Here is an 18,006-nt window from a genome sequence, read left to right as displayed (position 1 = left end):
TCCTGGGCTCACCGTCACCAGTAGCAGCGGGCGCGGGCGGCGGAGACCGTCACCTCGTGGGTGTCGCCGGCCTTGACGGGCTGGTTGCCGACCAGGACGGTGAGCCGGCCCGGCGCGGGGACCTTCCAGGTGCCGAGCGGGGCCCAGCGGCCGCGGTGGGCACGCTGGTCCACGGTCACCGGCGGGCCGAGGTGCGGTGGGTCGGTCTCGTCACCGTCCAGGTAGTAGAAGGCGAGGCCGGTCGAGCGGGGGTCGTCGGGGATGTGCACGTCGATGGTGCAGCGCGCGCCGCCGCGGGTGTCGAAGTACCAGTTGACGCCCTGGTTGAAGTGGGCCGGCTCGCTCCCGACGCGCAGCGCCAGCGCCGCGCCCGCGCAGCCGTCGCGCTTCCAGCCGCCGGTGACGGGACGCCAGCCTGGGTCGGCGTAGAACCATTCCGCCACGCACCGGGGGCCGTGCACGGCCCGCCATCGGACGGGACCGGAAGGGGTGGGGCCGGGCGGCGGCTGGGTGACCACGACGGTCCCGGGATCACCGGCCACCGTGGCCCCGACCTCCACCGAACCGCCCGTCGTGGACGCGGGCGCGGGGCTCGTCGCGGAGGCGGGCGTCCGGCCCGTCGTGGACGCGGGCGCGGTCGTGGGGACCGTCGGGGAGGCCGGGTTCGGGCCGGGCGTGGAGAGGGTCGGGGTCGGGGCGGGCGTGGGGGTGGCGAGGTGGGGGAACAGGACGGCGGCCGTCGCGCCGAGGGCCACCAGGGCCGCTCCCGCCGCCAGTGCCCGCCCCGGCCAGGACGCCCTGCCCGGCCGGGCCGTCGACCCGGTGGGTTCGCCCTCGGCGGGGCCGGTCTCGCCGACGAGTGCCTGGTACTCCTCGTCCGAGCCCCACGACAGCGGGTCCACGGCGTTGCCGGCCAGCGCCGCCACGCGCTCGGACGTGAACCGCTCCGCCGGGTCCCGCGCCGCGCACGAGCGGATCAGCTCGGCGAGCGCGGGCTCGACGCCGTCCACGTCGATGTCGGTGTTCAGGCTGCTGTACAGCACCGCCATCGGCTCGCCGCGGCCGAACGGCGGACGGCCGGTGGCGGCGTAGGCGACCGTGCCGGCCAGCGCGAAGACGTCCGCCGCCGCCGTGACCGGCTCCTGCCGCACGGCCTCGGGAGCGATATAGCCGGGCGTGCCGACGATCTCCCCCGACGTCGTGATCGTGCTCTGGCCGGGGGCCCGCGCGATGCCGAAGTCGATCAGCTTCGGCCCCTCGGGCGACAGGACGACGTTGTGCGGCTTGAGGTCGCGATGCTGGACGCCGTGCCCGTGCACGTCGGCCAGGGCGGCGGCCAGCCCGGCGAGCAGCCGCCGGCACAGCCCCGCCGACAGCGGCCCCCGCTCCGACACCGCCCGCAACAACGTCGGCCCCCGCACGTACTCCGTCGCCAGCCAGTACGGCGGGGCCGTCACCCGGGCGTCCACCAGCGGCGCCACGTACGAGCTGCGCAGGCCCCGCAGGGTCGCCGCCTCACGGCGGAACCGTTCCATGGCCTCGGCGTCGGCGGGGTCGTGCCGGATGACCTTGATGGCCATCAGGCCCCGGCGGCGGCTCCTGGCCAGGTACACGACGCCCATGCCGCCCGCGCCGAGGCGCCCGAGCAGCCGGTGGCCGCCGATCTCGGGTGGGTCCGTCGCCTGTAACGCCTGCACGCTCATCCCAGCCGATCATGACAGACCGGGCGCGCGGGAGGCAGCCCCCAGCAGGGGCGGGCGGTCAGGCCGGGCCGGCGTCGCCCACGGGGAGCAGGCCGCGTTCGGCGAAGACCTTCTTGGCCGCGAACGTGGCGTTCAACGCCCGAGGCATGCCGCAGTAGACGGCCGCGTGCAACAGGGACTCGGTGATCTCGGCAGGGGTCAACCCGACGTTCAGCGCGGCGTTGACGTGCACGTCGAGCTGGGGTTCGCAGCCACCGAGCGCGGTGAGCACGCCCAGGGTCACCAGCTGACGGTCGCGGGGGGCCAGGCCGGGACGGTCGTAGATCTCGCCGAAGGCCCAGGCGACCACCTGGTGGGCCATTTCGGGCGAGACGTCGGCAAGGGCGTCGACGACCCGCTGCCCGGCCTCGCCGTCGATCTCCCGCAACACCTTCAGGCCGTGCTCGTACCGCTGCTCCCGCTGGGGTCCTTCTTCAAAGTTCGTCATGTGACGGAACGCTAGGCGTTAGAGCGCGCTCAAACGCAAACCGGACCTCCAGCGAGGGCGGCGAAGGCATCCCGGGGCGTCCGGGAGGCATCCGGAGGGCGTCCAGCCGGATTGCCTCGCCATTTGTTGGCGATTCTCCCGCCCCCTCGACGCAGCAATGTCCGACTTATTCAGTACTCGCGCAGTTTTGCTCCAGATATCAGCACTAGTACAGAGATTCGGCGAAACATCGTGCTTACTCGGGCTTGACGAACACCACAATTTCCCCGTTCTCGCCGACCCGCCGCCACTCCAGGCGCTCAAACAGACGAATGGCGTCCGGCGCGTGCACGGAGGTCAACAACCAGCTTCGGCGCCCGCCGCACAGAAGGTCCAGAATGCGGCCCGCCAGGCCCCGGCCACGGGCGCGCGGAGCGACCGCCAGCTCGTCCACCTGCAGCGCGCCGGCCAGGAGCCGGGACACCCCGTCCGGCCCGAGCGCCGCGAGCACCTTGCCGTAGCTACGGGTCTCCGGCAGCGGGGACGCCGTCGGCCAGGCCGTGCCGAACCCGCACGGCCCCTCGTCCCCGACGGCCAGGACGGCGCGGAAACCGGGCAGCGCCGCGTCGGCGGCGAACCGCACGCCGAAGTCGGCGACCTCGGCCTCCCCCTCGTTCCACGGCGGCCCGGTGAACACCTCCCGGTAGAGGTCGATCAGCTCCGCCCGGCGCGCGAGCGCCTGGTCGCCGGTCAGCAGTTCCAGCCGCACGTCCGTACGATTCGCCACACTCCACCTCACTGTCTACCTACAGTACGACAGTGACGATAGCGGATCTCGAACGAAACCGGCACCCCCGCGCCCACCGCACCGGCGACCCGGAGCGCATGTTCCCGGCAGCGCCGCATTTTCGGGATGACAGCGCTAGGAATTGATCCAGTCTCAGTAAAGCGACACCACCGCTGGTTGTCGCAATAAACCCGGACAAGTCGGCTGTAAGGGCCTGGTAAATCTGGTCAAGCTTTAGGAGCTCATGCCTGTCTTGTCAGAACTCCGAACTCAATGCGCGGGTAAGACTGCTCATGCCGGAGACCGACGGCAGTCGAGAAGTCCCGCGGCGGTTCTGGAAACTTCTGAACGGAAAGCGCGATGAAATCAATGATGAACAAGCCGGCGGCCGTGCTCGCCACGAGCGCGTTGCTGCTGCTGGGTGGCGGCCAGGTGCCGGCACAGGCCAGCACGGCCGGCACGGCGTCGTATCAGAGCCCATCCGATGAGAAGCCGGTCCTGAGGGGCGGCTGCGGCTGGCGCCACTGCGGTCCCCGCTGGTGGGGTCCGCGCTGGGGCGGCTGGTGGGGCGGCGGCCATGACCACGACCACGACGACGACCACGGCCGCCACCACCGCGTGGGCCCCCGTGGTCCTCAGGGCCCCCGCGGCCCGGAGGGCCGTCCCGGCCGCCCGGCCATCCACAAGCCGGACCGCCACGACCACGACACCGACACCGACGACCGTGGCCCCGACACCCACCAGGAAGACGACGACTGGGGCGAGTGGGGCGAGAACTTCGACGGCTTCTAAATAGCAGCCCTCGGCGAGGTTCCCGCTGAGACAGCAGCACGCTGAACGGCGGGGTTCCCGGCGACGTGGCGCGTGCCGACCATCCGGACCAAGACCGGCTCCCGGTCCGGCGACCGGCCACGCCCGCCATGTCCCGGCGAACCCCGCCCTCCAGCGCGCCACCCCTCCCCGCCTTCCCACGGCCCCCGCCTTCCCTCGGCCCCGCCATCCCTCGGCCCCGCCATCCATCCTTCGCGAGTCCTCCCCGGCGCCCTTCGCACCAGCCCCGCGAGCCCCTCCAGACGCTCCCGCCACCCCCGCACCGCCTCGCCCCCGGCAGGCCACGCCGTACCGCCGAACAGGAAATCGGACGGTAATGCCTTTTCCCATCGCCTGGGCTATGGTCGGCCTTATGAAGGGACCGTGCAGAGTGCCACGAGGCCCCATCGCGCTGTGCTGCGTGGTGGGCCTGGTCCTGCTGTCCCTGCTGGTCGCCGGCCCCTCCTACGCCGACGGCCAGGCAACCGCGCACCCCCTGTCCGCCGGTCACGAGTGGACCCCGGACAAGGGCGGCGACCGGATGCCGAGCCTGCCACCGCAGGTGTCCAGCGGCCGTGAGCACCTCACGCTGACGCTCTGGCCGCCGCCGCGCGGCGGGCGGCACCTCCAGGCGGCCCATCTCGCGCTGCTCCCGGCGCCCGGCCCCGACGCGGCCGCGATCCGCGACCCGCAGCAGGTCGGTCACCGCACGGCGGGCTCGCGCAGCCCGCCGTTGATCTAGCTCCCTCCCTCTTCACGAGTCGCCGCCTCCCGGCCCGCCCAGCGCGCCGCGGGGCCGGTCGTCGCGCCCGGCCGTCGCACGGCCGGGTCCGCGCGTCGTCCGGCCGTCCGCGGGTTCCCGCGCGGCCGGAGAGCGCCGTCGTGGCGTCCCCGCCTGCGGGATGCGCCTTTTCTCTCGTCTTTCGCGTACGAGTTCTCCGCGACAGAGCAAGGAGCCGATCATCGTCATGTCCGACGCCGGATCAGTCCACGAACACTCACCGCGAACCTCCGCGGTCCACCGCGCCCACGTGGTGCTCGACCTGGGCACCTCGCGCACCCGTTCGCTGTCCCTGGACGGGTTCGCCATCGCCGACCGTCCCACGGCGGTGGTCGTCCCGTCGCCGGAGAGCGCGGCCGGGGTACCGGTCCGTCCGGTGCGCCGGGGCATGGTGGTCGACCCGGGGGCCTGCCTGCGGCTCGTGCACCTCGTGCTGCAGGACGCCTGGCTCTCCGGCGGCCGGCCGCTGGAGCACGTGATGACCGCGGTGCCCAGGGCCGCGACGGGCAGCGACCGCCAGGCGGTGCGCGCGGCCGTCGCCGAGGCGGCCGGCTGCCAGGTGACGCTGGTCGAGGCGCCGCTGGCGGCCGCCGCCGGCGCCGGTCTGGACGTCGCCGGGCCGGCACCGTACCTGCTGCTGGACGTGGGGGCGGGCATCGTCGAGGCCGTCGTCGTCGTCGGCGGCGCGGTCAGCGACGCGGCGGCGCTCCAGCTCAGCGCCACGACCAGCAAGGGCCTGCTGCCGGACGCGCTGGACGGCGTCGTGGAGATGACCGCCGGCCTGCTGCGCCGCCAGCCCGCCCACCTGCGGCCGGCCGTCCGCGAGAACGGCCTGACCGTCACCGGCGGGGGCGCGCTGCAGACGCGGTTGCTGGACCGCCTGCACACCGCCCTTCGCATCCGGATCAACGCCGCGCCCGAGCCGCAGCACGCGACCGTCCGCGGCCTGCTGCGCCTGTGCCTGCGCCCCGCGGCGCCCGTGACCGCCCTCTGAAACCCCCGCATCCGCGCGGAAAGGAAACCACAATGACCGACCACCTCAGCACCGTGCAGCTCCAGTCCCTGCGCCAGGACCTCGACGAGCAGCTGGAACGACGCAGCCGCCACCTGCTCGGCCTGCAGGCCGAGGCCCAGGACGGCAGCGGCGCGGACGGCACCTGGCAGGAGCTGCTGGCCTCCCTCGCCACCGCCGACCGGGCCATCGCCGAGCTCACCCAGGCCCTCGACCGGCTGACCGCCGGCTCGTACGGCCGATGCTCGCACTGTGAGTCGGGCATCCCGTTCGAGCGCCTCAAGATCCGCCCGCTGGCCCGGTTCTGCATCAACTGCCAGCGCCGGAACGAAGCCGCCTGACCTCTGGACCGGCCGCCCCTGCGGCATGGGGCGGCCGGTCCACCGCGAGCGGCCCGCGTGGACAGGAATATGCAGACCGGTCTAGTGTGTGCCGCATGGCGGTCAAAGGAGACGAGACGCGGGCGCGCATCATCGCGGCGGCCCGCACGCTGGTGGAGGCCCAGGGCTGCCACGGCACCGGGCTCAACGAGGTGCTCGCGATGGCCGGCGCCCCTCGCGGCTCGCTCTACCACCACTTCCCCGGCGGCAAGGACCAACTGGTGGGCGAGGCGCTCACCGCCGCCGGACACGAGGTCGACACCATGATCGACGAGCTGGCCGGCACGCTCCCGCGCGCCCGCGACCTCGTACCGGCCCTCCTCGACGCGCTGGCCGACAGGATGGTGGCGGGCGGGTACGCCAAGGGCTGCCCGGTGGCGACGGTGGCCCTGGAGGTCGCCTCGTCGAACGAGCACCTGCGGCGGATCTGCGCCGGCGTCTACGAGGGCTGGCAGCGCAGACTGGCCGACGCCCTGCGCGCCGAGGGGCACGAGTCGGCCGACGACCTGGCGGCGACCGTGCTCGCGGTGATCGAGGGCTCGCTGGTGCTGGCCCGCGCGGGCCGCTCCCGCCTGCCCGTCGAACGCGCCCGCCGCCAGGTCGTCAGGCTGCTGGCGTGAGCGGGCGGTTTTCCGTGCCCACAGAATATGCAGATCGGTCTAGAGAGGGAAGTACCATGGAAGACGCCGTGGTGTTCGGCGCGACCGGTTTCATCGGCAGATGGACGGTCCTGCACCTGCTGGAACAGGGCCGTACGGTGACGGCCGTCGTCCGCCGCTCGGACGGCGGGCTGCGCGCGTGGCTGGGCGAGCACGAAGTGCCCGCCACCCGGCTCACGGTCGTCGAGGGCGACCTCACGGCCCCCGGCCTGGGACTGGACGCGGCCGTCGAAGGCCCGGCGGGTGTGCGGGACGTGTTCAACACCGCCGGCGTCTACCGCTTCGGCATGGAACGCGAGGAGGCCAGGGCGGTCAACGTCGAAGGCGCCCTCAACGTGCTGCGCTGGGCCGCCACCCGCCCCGGGCTGCGCCGGTTGGTGCACGTGTCGGGGTACCGCGTCGGGCTGGACCCGCGTCCGCGCCATCCGCTCCCGGAGGCCGAACTGGCGGCCCTGTACCAGGACAAGGGGGCGTACGAGGGGTCCAAGGCCGAGGGGGACGCCGCCGTGCGGGTCGCCGCTGCCCGGCTGGGCGTGCCGCTGACCGTGGTGAACCCGAGCAGCGTCATCGGCCATTCGCTCACCGGCGAGGCCGGCCAGTACCTCGGCCTGGCGGGGCTCGTCCGCGACCTGTGGACGGGCCGGCTGCCCGCGCTGCCCGGCGGCGCCCGGACGTTCGTGCCCGTGGTGACGGTGGACGAGTTCGCCCGGTTCATGGCCGCCGTGCCCGAGCACGACCCCGAACCCGGCGGACTGCACTGGGTGCTCGATCCCGCAACGCCCGAACTGCCCGACCTGATCCGGTTGCTCGCGGACCATCTCGGCGTCCGCGCGCCGCGGGTGCGCGTGCCGGTGGCCCTGATCCGCCGCCTGCCGTCCGCGCTGACCGGCGCCGACCCGGAGACGCTGGGCTTCCTGACCGAGGACCGGTACGACACGGGCTCGGCCGACCGGGTCGCCGCGTCCGCGGGGCTGCGGCGGCCTCCGGTGGCGGACGCGCTGCGCCGCTGGGCCGACCGGCTGGTCGCGGACCGGTTCGGCGCCGCCCCGGCCGTGCGTCCCGGCGGCTTCCACGACGTCGCCGGGTCGCGCACCTACCTCGCGGGCGACCGCACGTCACCGCGCCTGGTCCTGCTGCACGGACTGCCCCTGGACGGCGACTCCTGGCACAACCTGCTCGACGAACTGGACGCCGACTCCCGGCACCGCGTGCTCGACGAACCGGACGGCGACCCCCGGCACGACGTGCTCGACGAACCGGACGGCACCCCCGCCTCACGGCGCTTCGGGGCGCTCGTAGCCGATCTGCCCGGTTTGGGGCGTTCGTCTCCCGCGGCGGCCACGTCGCCGGAATGGCTGGCCGAGTTGCTGGGGCCGGTGCGCACCCGTCCCGTGATCGTCGCGCACTCGGCCGCCGCCGCGCCGGCGCTCCGGTACGCCGCCGCCCAGCCGGACCGGGTCGCGGCCCTGGTCCTGGTGTCCCCCTTCTTCCTCCAGCGCCGGCCGTCCGCGCTCACCCGGCTCCTCGCAGGCCCCCTGCTCGGGAGGGCGGGCGCCGACCGGCTCGCGGCCACCCTCCTGGGCGCTGCGCCGCCGCCGGAGAGCGCGCGGCGGGCGGTCGCGGGCGCCGCGGCCGGGCTCCGCCGTCCCGGGGCGGCCCGGCGCACCGCCAGCGCGCTGCGGGCCGCGCACTCCCCCGCCGAACGCGCCGCCCTCCGTACGCTGCTCGGCGGCCCCGTCCCCGTGCACCTCGTGGTCGGCGAGCTGGACCCGCTGACCGGCGACCCCGGCCCCGTTCCCGTCACCGTCGTCGCGGGGGCCGGGCACCACCCGCACCTCACCCACCCGGCCGCCGTCGCGGAGATCGTCCGGCGGGTCCTCCTCGGCCATGAGATCATGACCGGCCCACTCCCCAGCCCTTGAGGAAGCCATGAGCCCCGTCACCTACGTCGAGCCCGACGACGCCCAGCCCGAGATCCCGCTCGTCGGCGGCGACGTCACCGAAGGCGTCGTACGCGTCGGCGACACCGTACGCCGCCCGGTCGGCCCCAACGCCCCGCTGGTCCACGCGCTGCTGGAACACCTGGAGGAGGCGAAGTTCGCGGGCGCCCCGCGCTTCCTCGGCGTCGACGCCGCCGGGCGCGAGGTGCTGGCCTTCGTGCCCGGAGAGGTCGCCGGACGCCCGAGGCCCGAATGGCTGGCCGACGAGGAACGGCTGGCCTCCGTGGGCCGGCTGATCCGCGCCTACCACGAGGCGGTGGTGGGGTTCGTGCCGCCCGAAGGCGTACGGGCCGACTTCGGGTTCACCGAGCCGCCGGGCATGCCGCCCGCGCCGCCGTACCCGCCGGAGCTGGTCGGGCATCTGGACTACACGCCGGACAACATCGTGTTCCGCGACGGCGTCGCGGCCGGGCTGATCGACTTCGACATCGCCAGGCCGGCCACCCGGGTGGAGGAGCTGATGAGCGCGATGATGTACTGGGCGCCGCTGGGCGACCCGGCCGACGCCGACCCGCCCCTGCGCGACCTGGACGTGCCGCGCCGCTGCCGTCTGCTCGCCGACGCGTACGGGATGTCCGGCGTGGACCGTTCGCGCCTGGTCGAGGTGGCCGTGATGCGTACCCGGCGGTCGTGGTTCTCGATGCGGCAGATCGCCGAGGAGCAGGGCGGCGGCTGGGCCCGGATGTGGGAGGAGGGCGTCGGCGACCTGATCAAGCGGCGTGAGGCGTGGCTGGAGCTGCACGGCGCGGCGATCGAGGCCGCGCTGACCGCGCCCTGACCGGCGTGCCGGCCCTCCCCTGAGGGCGGCCGCGCTACTGCCCCGGAGGCGGCAGGCGCAGGGCGAGCAGCGCGATGTCGTCGGTGCGCGGCGACGGCGCGAGCGCGAGCACCTCCTCGCAGAAGTCCTGGAGCGGTCGTCCGGCCAGCGTCGCGGCGTGGCGGCGCAGCCGGGCCAGGCTGGTGTCCAGGTTGACGCCGGGCACCTCGACCAGCCCGTCGGTGTAGAGCAGCAGCGTGCTGCCCGGCGGCAGCGGCACCAGGGCGTCGTGGCGGGTCACGTCGTCGAGGTGCACGCCCAGCAACAACGACTGGCCCTCCTCCAAATAGCGGGCCTGCCCGTGCGCGGTGACCAGCAGCGGCGGCAGGTGGCCGGCGCTGGTCCAGCGCAACATCCGCGCGCCCGGCTCGCCCTCCGGCTGCGGAGGCTCGATCCGGGCCAGGATCGCCGAGGCCGTGGGGGCGTCGCTGGCCACGGCCATGACCTTGTTGAGCCGGTCGAGGATGAGGCTGGGCGACTCCTTGTGGTCGCAGGCCAGGGCGCGCAGCATGTTGCGCAGCTGGGCCATCTGCCCGGCGGCCTCCAGGTCGTGGCCGGCGACGTCGCCGATGGCGATCGCGGTGACGCCGTCGGGGAGCACGAAGGCGTCGTACCAGTCGCCGCCCACCTGGGAGCCGGCCGGGGCCGCCAGGTAGCGGGCGGCGAGCTGCAGGTGATCGACCTGCGGCAGCGCGGTCAGCAGGTGGCGCTGCATGGTGTCGACGATGTCGCGCTGCTGGCCGAACAGGCAGGCGTTGTCGGCCGCCAGGGCCGCGGTGCGGGCGATGTCGGCCACCAGCTCCACGTCTGACTCCGTGTACGGCCGCGCCGGGTCCGTCCGCGCCACCGTCAGGGCCCCCAGCACGCGGCGCGGCGTACGCAGCGGCGCCACGATCGCCGACGAGCCGCCCAGCACGTTGAACAGGGCGTCGTGCGCGGCGGCCAGCGGCCCGTCCGGCGGGGCGGCGATCTGCTCGGGGCCGAGCAGCAGGGCCTGCTCCCCGCGCAGCACCCGGACCAGCGCCGACCGTGACGGGCCCTTCGGCAGGTACGGCAGCTCGGCGAACCAGGAGGGGTCGACCGGCGCCGCCCCGGCGGAGGCCATGGCCAGGCGGCGCAGCTCGCGCGGCCCGAGGAACAGGTCCACCGCCGCCCAGTCGGCCAGGCGCGGCACCAGCAGCCGGCCGAGCCGGGTCATCGCCTCGCGCACGTCCAGCGTCTGGGTGAGGACGGTGCTGATCTCGGTCAGCAGTCGGAACTGCTCGGTCAGCTTCTGGGCGCGGACGAGCTCTTCGGCCTGCCGGCCGGCCGCGTCGAGGCGTTCGACGACGTCGATGAAGACCACGACGGCCCCGGCGGGCTCGCCGTCGCGGTGGAGCGGCGAGGCCACCCAGGCCACCGGAAGCAGCCGGCCGCCGGCGGTGGCGAAGGTGGCGAACTCGCTGCGTACGGACCGGTCGTGCCGGCACACCGTCACCAGCTCGCAGCCGGAGCGGGGCGGGAGGCCGCCGTCGAGGCGGCGGTGCAGCTTCTGGTGCGCGTCGGCGCCGCGCAGCTCGTCGGCGGGGAAACCCAGCAGGGCCACCGTCGCGGGGTTGACCCAGGTGATGCGGCCGTCGATGTCGGTGAGGTAGATGCCCATGCCCGTGCCGTCGAACGCCGCGCGCAGCAGCCACTCCTCCGGCTGCGCGCCGGAACCGGAGCCTTCCGGCCGGTGCCCGACGTCACCCCGATCAGCCATCATCACACTACGTTATCGGATGATTACTGACATGCCGACTTCGCGTACCCGGGACCGCGCCGGGCTCAGGACCAGGGCAAGGCGCCGCCGGCCATGGCGTCGCTGAGGCGGCGGTCGGCAGCACGCGGGGTTTCCGGAGGCACCAGCACGCGCAGCCGCAGCCGCGAGCCGAGGCCGGTCCGCTCCAGCGCGACCGAGTCGCACAACTGCCGGATCACCCACAGCCCGAAGCCATGGGACGCGGTCGGGTCGACGCCGGCGGCGTCGAGGTGGTCGGGGGTCAGGCGGCCCGCGGTGTCCAGGATCTCCACGCAGACCCCGATCGGGTCACGGACGGCGGTGACCAGGCCGGCCGAGCCGCCATGGTCGAGGACGTTGGTGACGGCCTCGTTCACCGCGAGCACCAGGTCCTCCAGCCGCTCGCCGGACAACCCGCTGTGGTGGCCGTGAAGGCGCACCAGGTCGCGGATGTACGCCAGATCGGCGCCGATGGGACAGCGCAGCTCGAACTCCACACACATGATCGTCTCGTCTGTCGGACGTCGGGAAGGGATACGCCGGCTTCCGTTCAGCTTTCCCGTCGATCGATCGTCAAACGTGCCGGCCGCTCACAGGATGACGGCCTGGGCGAGGGCGATGCCGCACCAGGCCGCTCCGAGGCCGGCGGCGATGCTCGCCACGGCGTTGAGCGCGGCGTAGGTGCGGGCGCCGGTCTGCAGCAGCCGCAGCGTCTCGTAACCGAAGGTGGAGTACGTGGTCAGCGCCCCGCACAGGCCCGTGCCCAGGAGAGCCTGCGCGCCGCCGTCGGCGGGCAGCGCCAGCAGGAAGCCGAGCAGCGCCGACCCGGCCACGTTCACGGCGAAGGTGCCCCACGGGAACAGGCTGTCGTGCCGGGCCTGGACCGCGCGGTCGATCAGGTAGCGGGCGGGCGCGCCCACGGCGGCGCCCAGCACCACCAGCAACATCGTGGTCACTGACGCCTCCCGTCGTGCGGAGCGCGCGTGCCCTCGTCGCCGGGGGTGGCGAAGCGGCCGAACAGGCCGCGGCCGAGGGTCTGTCCCAGGAAGACCGCGACCAGCGCCGTGACGAGCGTGACCGCCAGGTAGGCGAGCGCCGTGCGCGGCGCGCCCGCGGCCAGGGCCCCTTGGGCGTCGGCGATGGAGGTGGAGAACGTGGTGAAACCGCCCAGCACCCCCACCCCCAGGAACGGCCGGGTCAGCGGATGGACCTGCCAGATCTCGGTGATGGCCACCATCAGCAGCCCGATCAGCAGGCACCCGGAGACGTTGACGGCCAGCGTCGGCCAGGCGAAGCCGCCGGGCGGCACCGGGAAGGCGGTCAGGACGGCGTACCGGGCGAGCGCGCCGAGCACGCCGCCGGCCGCGATGACGGCCAGCGTGGCGATGGGGGCGCGGGCGAGCTCGCCGCGCTGGGCGGGCACATGCAGATCGACGTCGGGATCGACCGCGGCTCGCGGATCGATCCGCATGCCCTCGACGGCGGACGCGTCGCCGGCCTCCGCGCCCTCGGCGGCGTGCGCGCCGCCCGGGCCGGGCCTGGGGGGACGGGCTTGGGTCATGAGGCATCTCCTACCAGCACATGAGCGTGGCGCATCTCTGGCAGGGACCGTTGGCGGCCGACACCGCGGTTACCCCCGTACGGGCGGGAGGCGGCGGGCCCCACCGCCGCGGCTCCCGGCGTGGGAAGCCGTGCCCATCATACCGACGCCCCCTCCCTGGAGCGGCCCACCATCCGGTGAGGGGCGTCCGCCCGTCAGCCGCCGAGCGACAGCCAGACGCGGTCGGGCAGGACGCGGGCCGCCTCGTCCAGGTCGATGTCCGGCGCGCCCGCCAGCCACCGCCGGCTCACCTCGGCCACCGGCCCGATCAGCAACATCTCCACCTGCGCCGCCGGCAGCCGCGCGACCGCCCCCTCCTCCATGCGCGCGCCGATCCAGGCGTTCAGCCTGGCCAGCCGGGACGCCTTGGCCTCGGCGATGCGCTCGGCGTACGGGCCGAGGTCCAGCGCGTACGGCGCCGCGTGGATGAAGCGGGCCCGGTCCGGATGCCGCGCGGTGAACCCCAGGTAGGCCCGCACCACGCGGCGCACGCCGTCACGGGCGTCGGCGGCCGCCTCGGTGGCGGCGACCAGCGTGCCGAGCAGCTCGTCCATGCACCGGCTGTACAGCGCGGCGGCCAGCCCTTCGAGGCTGCCGAAGTGATGGTAGACGCTGCCCATGCTGACGCCGCTGCGCGTGATCACGGCCCGGAGGGTGAAGTCGGTGGGGTAGACCTCCAGGGCGGTGTCCAGGAGCCTGCGCACGGTCTCCTCGCTGCGCCGGTGCCGGGTCATCGCGCCGCGGCCAGCGCCTCGGCCTCGTCCCAGACGCGCCGGGCCAGGTCGGCGTCCAGCGCCGGGCCCTGCAAGGGGACCTGACGGTCCTGGTCGAAGTACCGGCCGGTGCCGGGCGCCCCGGCCAGGGAGACGACGTGCCGCGCGCCCTCCTCGGGCGCGGCCCAGGTGCGCTTGGCGGCCTTGAGCAGCAGGCCGAGCGGGCCGCGGCGATCCCCGAGCCCGGTGCGGACGACCCCTGGGTGCACGGCGTCGACGGTGATCCCGGCCGCCCGCCAGCGCTCGGCGAACAGCGGCACGGTCAGCAGGTTGCACAGCTTGGTGTCGGCGTACGTGCGCATCGGCGAGAAGGCGGTGCCCACGGACGTGCGTCCCGGTTCGGCCCTGCCTTTGACGTACAGGCCGAGCTCGCCGGTCCGGCTTGACCTGGAGTTCGCTCCAGGCCCCAGACTCCCGTTCCGGGGCCTCCACGCACAACGTGACGAATTGGGGAGACAGCATGAAGTACCGGACGATCGGCACGAACCCTGACACCCGCCGTGAGGTGAGCGTGCTCGCCCTCGGGGCGATGTTGTTCGGCTCGGTGACGGACGAGAAGACGTCGTTCGCCATCCTCGACCGCTATGCCGAGGCCGGGGGGACGTTCATCGACACGTCCGACAACTACGCCTTCTGGGTGGACGGCGGCCAGGGCGGGCAGAGCGAGGAGCTGCTCGGCCGCTGGCGGCGCGCCAACGGCGTCGGCGACGAGATCCTGATCGCCACCAAGCTGGGCGCGCGACCGCTCGCCCCCGGCACGAGCTACGTCGACAACGCCGAGGGACTGTCCGCCAGGACGATCAGGGAGTCGGCCGAGCGCAGCCGCGAACGCCTCGGCGTGGACCGCATCGACCTGCTGTACGCCCACATCGAGGACCGTTCGGTGGCGCTGTCCGAGACCGTCGAGGGCTTCGGCGCGCTGGTGGCCGAGGGCACGGTCGGTCTGCTCGGGGTGAGCAACCACCCGATCTGGCGGGTGGAACGGGCCCGCGCCCTGGCCGCCGCGGCGGGGGTCGCCGGGTACGAGGTTCTGCAGTACCAGCACAGCCTGCTGCGCCCGCGCTTCGACATGCCCGAGTCGATCTTCGAGGACGGCAGCCTCGGGCACGCCGGAGCCGAACTGCTGAGCTACCTGCGCGCCGAGCCCGGCCTGACCCTGGTGGCCTACTCGCCGCTGCTCGGCGGCGCCTACACCCGGCAGGACAAGCAGGTGCCGCCGGACTACGACCACCCCGGCACCCCGGCCCGCCTGTCCGTGCTGCGCGAGGTCGCGAAGGAGTGCGGGGCGAGCATGAACCAGGTGGTGCTGGCCTGGCAGATCGGCTCGGCGTTCCCGGTGATCCCGCTGGCCGGGGCGTCGTCGGTGGCCCAGTTGGAGGAGAACCTGGCCGCCGTGGACCTGGAGCTGACCGACGACCAGCGCGCCCGCCTCGACGCCGCCCACTGAGCCGCTGAGACACCCCCGCCGAGGACCCCGGCTGACGCCTCCGCCGAGAAGCGCCGAGACACCCGCGCCTGAGCTCGGACCGCCCGGGAAGGATGGGCCGCATGTTCATCAAAGCGTGTCTCAACGGAAGCCGGTCGGCGGGCGAGCATCCCCGGCTGCCCCTCACGCCCGCCGAGCTGGCCGCAGACGCCGTGGCCGTGCGGCTGGCGGGGGCGGGAGCGGTGCACGTCCATCCGCGTGACGCGACGGGACGGGAGTCGCTGGACGCCGCCGACGTCGGAGCGGCGACCACGGCCATCCGGGCGGCGGCCCCGGGGCTGCCCGTGGGCGTGTCCACCGGCCTGTGGATCGCGGGCGGGGACGCCTCCGTCCGCCTGGAGGCGGTGACGGCGTGGGCGGCGCTGCCCGCCGGAGCCCGTCCGGACTTCACCTCGGTGAACCTGTCGGAGCCGGGGTTCGGCGAGCTGGCGCGGGTGCTGCTGGAGGCGGGGATCGGGGTCGAGGCCGGGGTGTGGACGCCGGCCGACGCCGCCACGCTGACCGCGTCGGGCCTGGCCGGGCGGATGACCCGCATCCTGGTCGAGGTGATCGACGCGCCGTACGAGGAGGCGGTCCCCCGGGCGACGGCCGTCCTCGACCGCCTGGGCGGGTCGCCCGCCCCCCGCCTCCTGCACGGCGAGGGGCCGGCGACCTGGCCGCTTGTGGCGGAGGCCGTACGGCTGGGCCTCGCCACCCGGATCGGCCTGGAGGACACCCTGCTGGACCCGGACGGCGGCCCGGCGGCGGACAACGCCGACCTCGTCCGCCGCGCCCTCTCCGCGCCCTCTCCATGAGCCGGCCGGTCCGGTAGCCGGTAGGGGCAGCCCCCGCACGAGGGTGGGTGGTGCCGTGACTGTGACAAAGCCTCCAATTCGCGAGAGTCGGGACATATATTGATCCACCGCTAAGGAGTCCCGATGCCTTCCTCCGCCTCCCGGCGCGCACTCGCCCTGCTCGTGATCGTCCCGCTGGCGCTCGCGCCGGTGGCTCCGGCGTTCGCGGCCGACCGTGCGCCGTCGTTGCAGTCGCGGCTGGACGCCCTCACCTCCTCCCCGGACGTGCCCGGCGCCGTGGCCTACGTCCGCCACCCGGACGGCAGGACCATGACGGTCGTCTCCGGCACCGCGCGGCGTGGCGCCGAGGAGCCCATGCCCGGCGCCGACGGCCGGTTCAGGATCGCCAGCGTGAGCAAGTCGATCATCGCCGCCACCGTGCTGAAGCTGGCCGACCAGGGCAAGGTGAACCTGGACGAACCGGTCGAGACGTACCTGCCCGGGGTGATCCGCGGCAAGGGCGTCGACGGGCGGGAGATCACCGTGAAGATGCTCCTCCAGCAGACCAGCGGCCTGGCGGACTTCACCCCCGCCGCCGACTGGTCGAAGGTCGGCAAGCAGGACCTGCTCAAGCTGGCGCTCACCCTCGAACCGACGCCTCGCGGCCGGTTCGCCTACTCCAACACCAACTACACGGTCCTCGGCCTGGTCGCCGAGGCGGTGACCGGGCGCGACTTCCGCCTGGTCAGCCGCGACCTGGTGCTGAAGCCGCTGGGCATGCAGGACACGTACTGGCCGGCCAAGGGCGAGACCGGCGTCCGCGGCCCGCACGCGCACACCTACGGCGTGAACCCGGTGCGCCCCAAGGACGGGATCGTCGACATCACCCGGCTGCCCGGCTACTACTTCGGCGCCAGCGGCGGGCTGGTCTCGACGCCGCGCGATCTCGACACGTTCTGGCGGGCGCAGTCCGTCAAGTCCGGTTCGTACGTCGCCGTCGGCCGGCCGGGCTGGCCCAAGGGCGCCCGCTACGGCTACGGCGTCGCGGAGATCCCGCTGAGCTGCGGCGGCAAGCTGTGGGGGCACGGCGGCGACCTCCCGGGCGTGTCCTCCTTCAGCGGCCGCGACCGCGCCGGCCGCACGGTCACCGTGTACGTCACCGGCTCCGCCGACGGCGGCAAGTCCCGCGACCTCCTGCTCGCCGCCTTCGACACCGCCCTCTGCACCCGCTGACCGGGCGGGAACCGCACCCGCACCCGTCGTGAGAGGCGGGATCAGCGGTTCATGTCGCGGCGCAGCGCCGGGAGCCGGGGCTCCTCGTCGGTCCAGGCGGCCGTTCTGATCGCCTCGTACGAGCGGTCCCGGCCGATCGTCGACTCCAGCGCCAGCGGCCGGCCGGTGGCGGTGTCCACGACGAACCGGTACCGCTCACCCGGCCCGCCCGGCCGGCTGACCGCCTGTCCCATACGGCCGAGCGGGTCGGTGGCCTCGCTCTCCGCGCTCGCCCCCGGGAGCGCGGCCAGCATCCGGTACGTCGCCGCCCGGACCTCCGGCGAGGTGGGGAAGTTCATGACGAGCCGCACGCCGGTCTCGAAGAGCTGGGCGTTCATGTCCACCCGCTCCTTGCCGTACCCCTTGGAGACGATGCGTTCCAGGGTGTGGCGCAGCCCGTCCGGCGTGGTCGGCAGGGCATTCAGGGTGGCGGGCGTCATGGGCGTGCCCAGCAGCGTGAGGGTCTTGCCGCTGTCGTCGCGTACGGCGTCGCGCTCACCGGGGCCGACCTGGAGCTTCACGGCGGGCGTCCCGCCGCTCAGGGTCCAGGTCCGGGGGGAGCCGGCGGCGCGCCAGGCCGTCTCGTCCTCGGGCGTGGCCGGCTGGGCACCGAGGTCCTGGCGGATCACCCAGGTGGGGCGGTCGGCCGCTTTGGGGAGCCAGAGCTCGACCGAGCGGCTGGTTTTGAGGGTGTAGTGGCCGCCGGGCGCGCGTTCGTACCGGCCGACGACGCCGTCGCGCACCCAGTACGCGCCGTCGCCCGGGGCGGGGGTGACCGAGTCGGCGGCGGCCAGCAGGATCTCACCGGCCGAGAGCCGGGCGGGCGCCGCGGACGCCGAGGGCGCCGGCGGCGTCGAGGGTGCGGTGAGGAAGGTCGCGGCCACGGTGACGGCGGCCGCCCCGGCCAGGCTCGCCCCCACGAGCGGCC

General features: G+C 74.3%; 20 protein-coding genes. 10 read left to right on the top strand and 10 right to left on the bottom strand.

The genetic code is table 11. The features are described 5' to 3' along the window. Positions 1 to 14: 14 nt before the first annotated feature. The 3 genes from ABZ815_RS51390 to ABZ815_RS51380 form a co-directional block, all read right to left on the bottom strand. Positions 15 to 1,703: a serine/threonine-protein kinase gene (locus ABZ815_RS51390; RefSeq protein ID WP_357710498.1), complete on the bottom strand. Its 1,689-nt coding sequence runs from the start codon at positions 1,701 to 1,703 to the stop codon at positions 15 to 17. A 58-nt stretch (positions 1,704 to 1,761) separates the two neighbouring features. Continuing rightward, on the bottom strand, positions 1,762 to 2,190 hold the full coding sequence (locus ABZ815_RS51385; RefSeq protein ID WP_357710496.1) for a carboxymuconolactone decarboxylase family protein: 429 nt from the start codon (positions 2,188 to 2,190) through the stop codon (positions 1,762 to 1,764). 235 nt (positions 2,191 to 2,425) lie between these two features. Then, a complete protein-coding gene (locus ABZ815_RS51380; protein ID WP_357710493.1) occupies positions 2,426 to 2,956 on the bottom strand; it encodes a hypothetical protein in 531 nt (176 codons plus the stop codon). 360 nt (positions 2,957 to 3,316) lie between these two features. Here ABZ815_RS51380 and ABZ815_RS51375 point away from each other — a divergent pair, with 360 nt between their 5' ends. The 7 genes from ABZ815_RS51375 (at position 3,317) to ABZ815_RS51345 (ending at position 9,376) form a co-directional block, all read left to right on the top strand. Beyond that, the gene (locus ABZ815_RS51375; protein WP_357710491.1) at positions 3,317 to 3,748 is read left to right on the top strand and encodes a hypothetical protein; all 432 of its coding nucleotides are present in this window, start codon (positions 3,317 to 3,319) and stop codon (positions 3,746 to 3,748) included. 409 nt (positions 3,749 to 4,157) lie between these two features. Further along, entirely contained in the window at positions 4,158 to 4,508 is a 351-nt protein-coding gene (locus ABZ815_RS51370; RefSeq protein WP_357710488.1) for a hypothetical protein, read from the top strand. Positions 4,509 to 4,734: 226 nt separating this feature from the next. Then, positions 4,735 to 5,541, top strand: a complete 807-nt coding sequence (locus ABZ815_RS51365; RefSeq protein WP_357710486.1) for a rod shape-determining protein — start codon at positions 4,735 to 4,737, stop codon at positions 5,539 to 5,541. A 32-nt stretch (positions 5,542 to 5,573) separates the two neighbouring features. Beyond that, positions 5,574 to 5,900 carry a TraR/DksA C4-type zinc finger protein gene (locus tag ABZ815_RS51360; protein ID WP_357710482.1) on the top strand — a complete coding sequence of 109 codons (327 nt, stop codon included), beginning with the start codon at positions 5,574 to 5,576 and terminating at the stop codon, positions 5,898 to 5,900. Positions 5,901 to 5,995: 95 nt separating this feature from the next. Next, positions 5,996 to 6,559 (top strand): TetR/AcrR family transcriptional regulator, encoded by a 564-nt coding sequence (locus tag ABZ815_RS51355; RefSeq protein WP_357710480.1) that lies wholly within the window; start codon positions 5,996 to 5,998, stop codon positions 6,557 to 6,559. Positions 6,560 to 6,615: 56 nt separating this feature from the next. After that, positions 6,616 to 8,520, top strand: a complete 1,905-nt coding sequence (locus ABZ815_RS51350; RefSeq protein WP_357710477.1) for an alpha/beta fold hydrolase — start codon at positions 6,616 to 6,618, stop codon at positions 8,518 to 8,520. Positions 8,521 to 8,527: 7 nt separating this feature from the next. Then, positions 8,528 to 9,376, top strand: a complete 849-nt coding sequence (locus ABZ815_RS51345; RefSeq protein ID WP_357710475.1) for a phosphotransferase — start codon at positions 8,528 to 8,530, stop codon at positions 9,374 to 9,376. A gap of 34 nt (positions 9,377 to 9,410) precedes the next feature. Here the strand turns inward: ABZ815_RS51345 and ABZ815_RS51340 are convergent, their stop codons facing one another. The 6 genes from ABZ815_RS51340 to ABZ815_RS51315 all read right to left on the bottom strand — a co-directional run bounded on the left by ABZ815_RS51340 (position 9,411) and on the right by ABZ815_RS51315 (position 13,870). Beyond that, positions 9,411 to 11,159 (bottom strand): SpoIIE family protein phosphatase, encoded by a 1,749-nt coding sequence (locus ABZ815_RS51340; protein ID WP_357710473.1) that lies wholly within the window; start codon positions 11,157 to 11,159, stop codon positions 9,411 to 9,413. 62 nt (positions 11,160 to 11,221) lie between these two features. Next, positions 11,222 to 11,677, bottom strand: coding sequence for an ATP-binding protein (locus ABZ815_RS51335; protein WP_357710471.1), 456 nt, complete (start codon positions 11,675 to 11,677; stop codon positions 11,222 to 11,224). Positions 11,678 to 11,764: 87 nt separating this feature from the next. Further along, on the bottom strand, positions 11,765 to 12,121 hold the full coding sequence (gene crcB / locus ABZ815_RS51330; protein WP_357710517.1) for a fluoride efflux transporter CrcB: 357 nt from the start codon (positions 12,119 to 12,121) through the stop codon (positions 11,765 to 11,767). Between the two features lie 5 nt (positions 12,122 to 12,126). Continuing rightward, the gene (locus tag ABZ815_RS51325) at positions 12,127 to 12,735 is read right to left on the bottom strand and encodes a CrcB family protein (protein ID WP_357710469.1); all 609 of its coding nucleotides are present in this window, start codon (positions 12,733 to 12,735) and stop codon (positions 12,127 to 12,129) included. Positions 12,736 to 12,929: 194 nt separating this feature from the next. Then, on the bottom strand, positions 12,930 to 13,508 hold the full coding sequence (locus tag ABZ815_RS51320) for a TetR/AcrR family transcriptional regulator (RefSeq protein ID WP_357710467.1): 579 nt from the start codon (positions 13,506 to 13,508) through the stop codon (positions 12,930 to 12,932). After that, a complete protein-coding gene (locus tag ABZ815_RS51315) occupies positions 13,505 to 13,870 on the bottom strand; it encodes a hypothetical protein (RefSeq protein WP_357710463.1) in 366 nt (121 codons plus the stop codon). Before ABZ815_RS51315 ends, ABZ815_RS51320 begins: the two co-directional genes overlap by 4 nt. Before the next feature lie 137 nt (positions 13,871 to 14,007). Here ABZ815_RS51315 and ABZ815_RS51310 point away from each other — a divergent pair, with 137 nt between their 5' ends. The 3 genes from ABZ815_RS51310 to ABZ815_RS51300 all read left to right on the top strand — a co-directional run bounded on the left by ABZ815_RS51310 (position 14,008) and on the right by ABZ815_RS51300 (position 17,039). Continuing rightward, entirely contained in the window at positions 14,008 to 14,994 is a 987-nt protein-coding gene (locus ABZ815_RS51310; protein WP_357710461.1) for an aldo/keto reductase, read from the top strand. A 101-nt stretch (positions 14,995 to 15,095) separates the two neighbouring features. Continuing rightward, entirely contained in the window at positions 15,096 to 15,827 is a 732-nt protein-coding gene (locus ABZ815_RS51305; RefSeq protein ID WP_357710459.1) for a 3-keto-5-aminohexanoate cleavage protein, read from the top strand. A gap of 123 nt (positions 15,828 to 15,950) precedes the next feature. Continuing rightward, positions 15,951 to 17,039, top strand: a complete 1,089-nt coding sequence (locus tag ABZ815_RS51300) for a serine hydrolase domain-containing protein (protein WP_357710456.1) — start codon at positions 15,951 to 15,953, stop codon at positions 17,037 to 17,039. A 41-nt stretch (positions 17,040 to 17,080) separates the two neighbouring features. Here the strand turns inward: ABZ815_RS51300 and ABZ815_RS51295 are convergent. Further along, the coding region (locus ABZ815_RS51295) for a CU044_5270 family protein (protein ID WP_357710453.1) at positions 17,081 to 18,006 on the bottom strand (926 nt) is incomplete at its 5' end.

This window comes from Nonomuraea sp. NPDC047529, assembly GCF_040642995.1.
In the GTDB taxonomy this organism is placed as follows: domain Bacteria; phylum Actinomycetota; class Actinomycetes; order Streptosporangiales; family Streptosporangiaceae; genus Nonomuraea.
The sequence above is the reverse complement of the archived record's forward strand: the minus strand, read 5'-3'. Positions and strand labels throughout refer to the sequence as shown.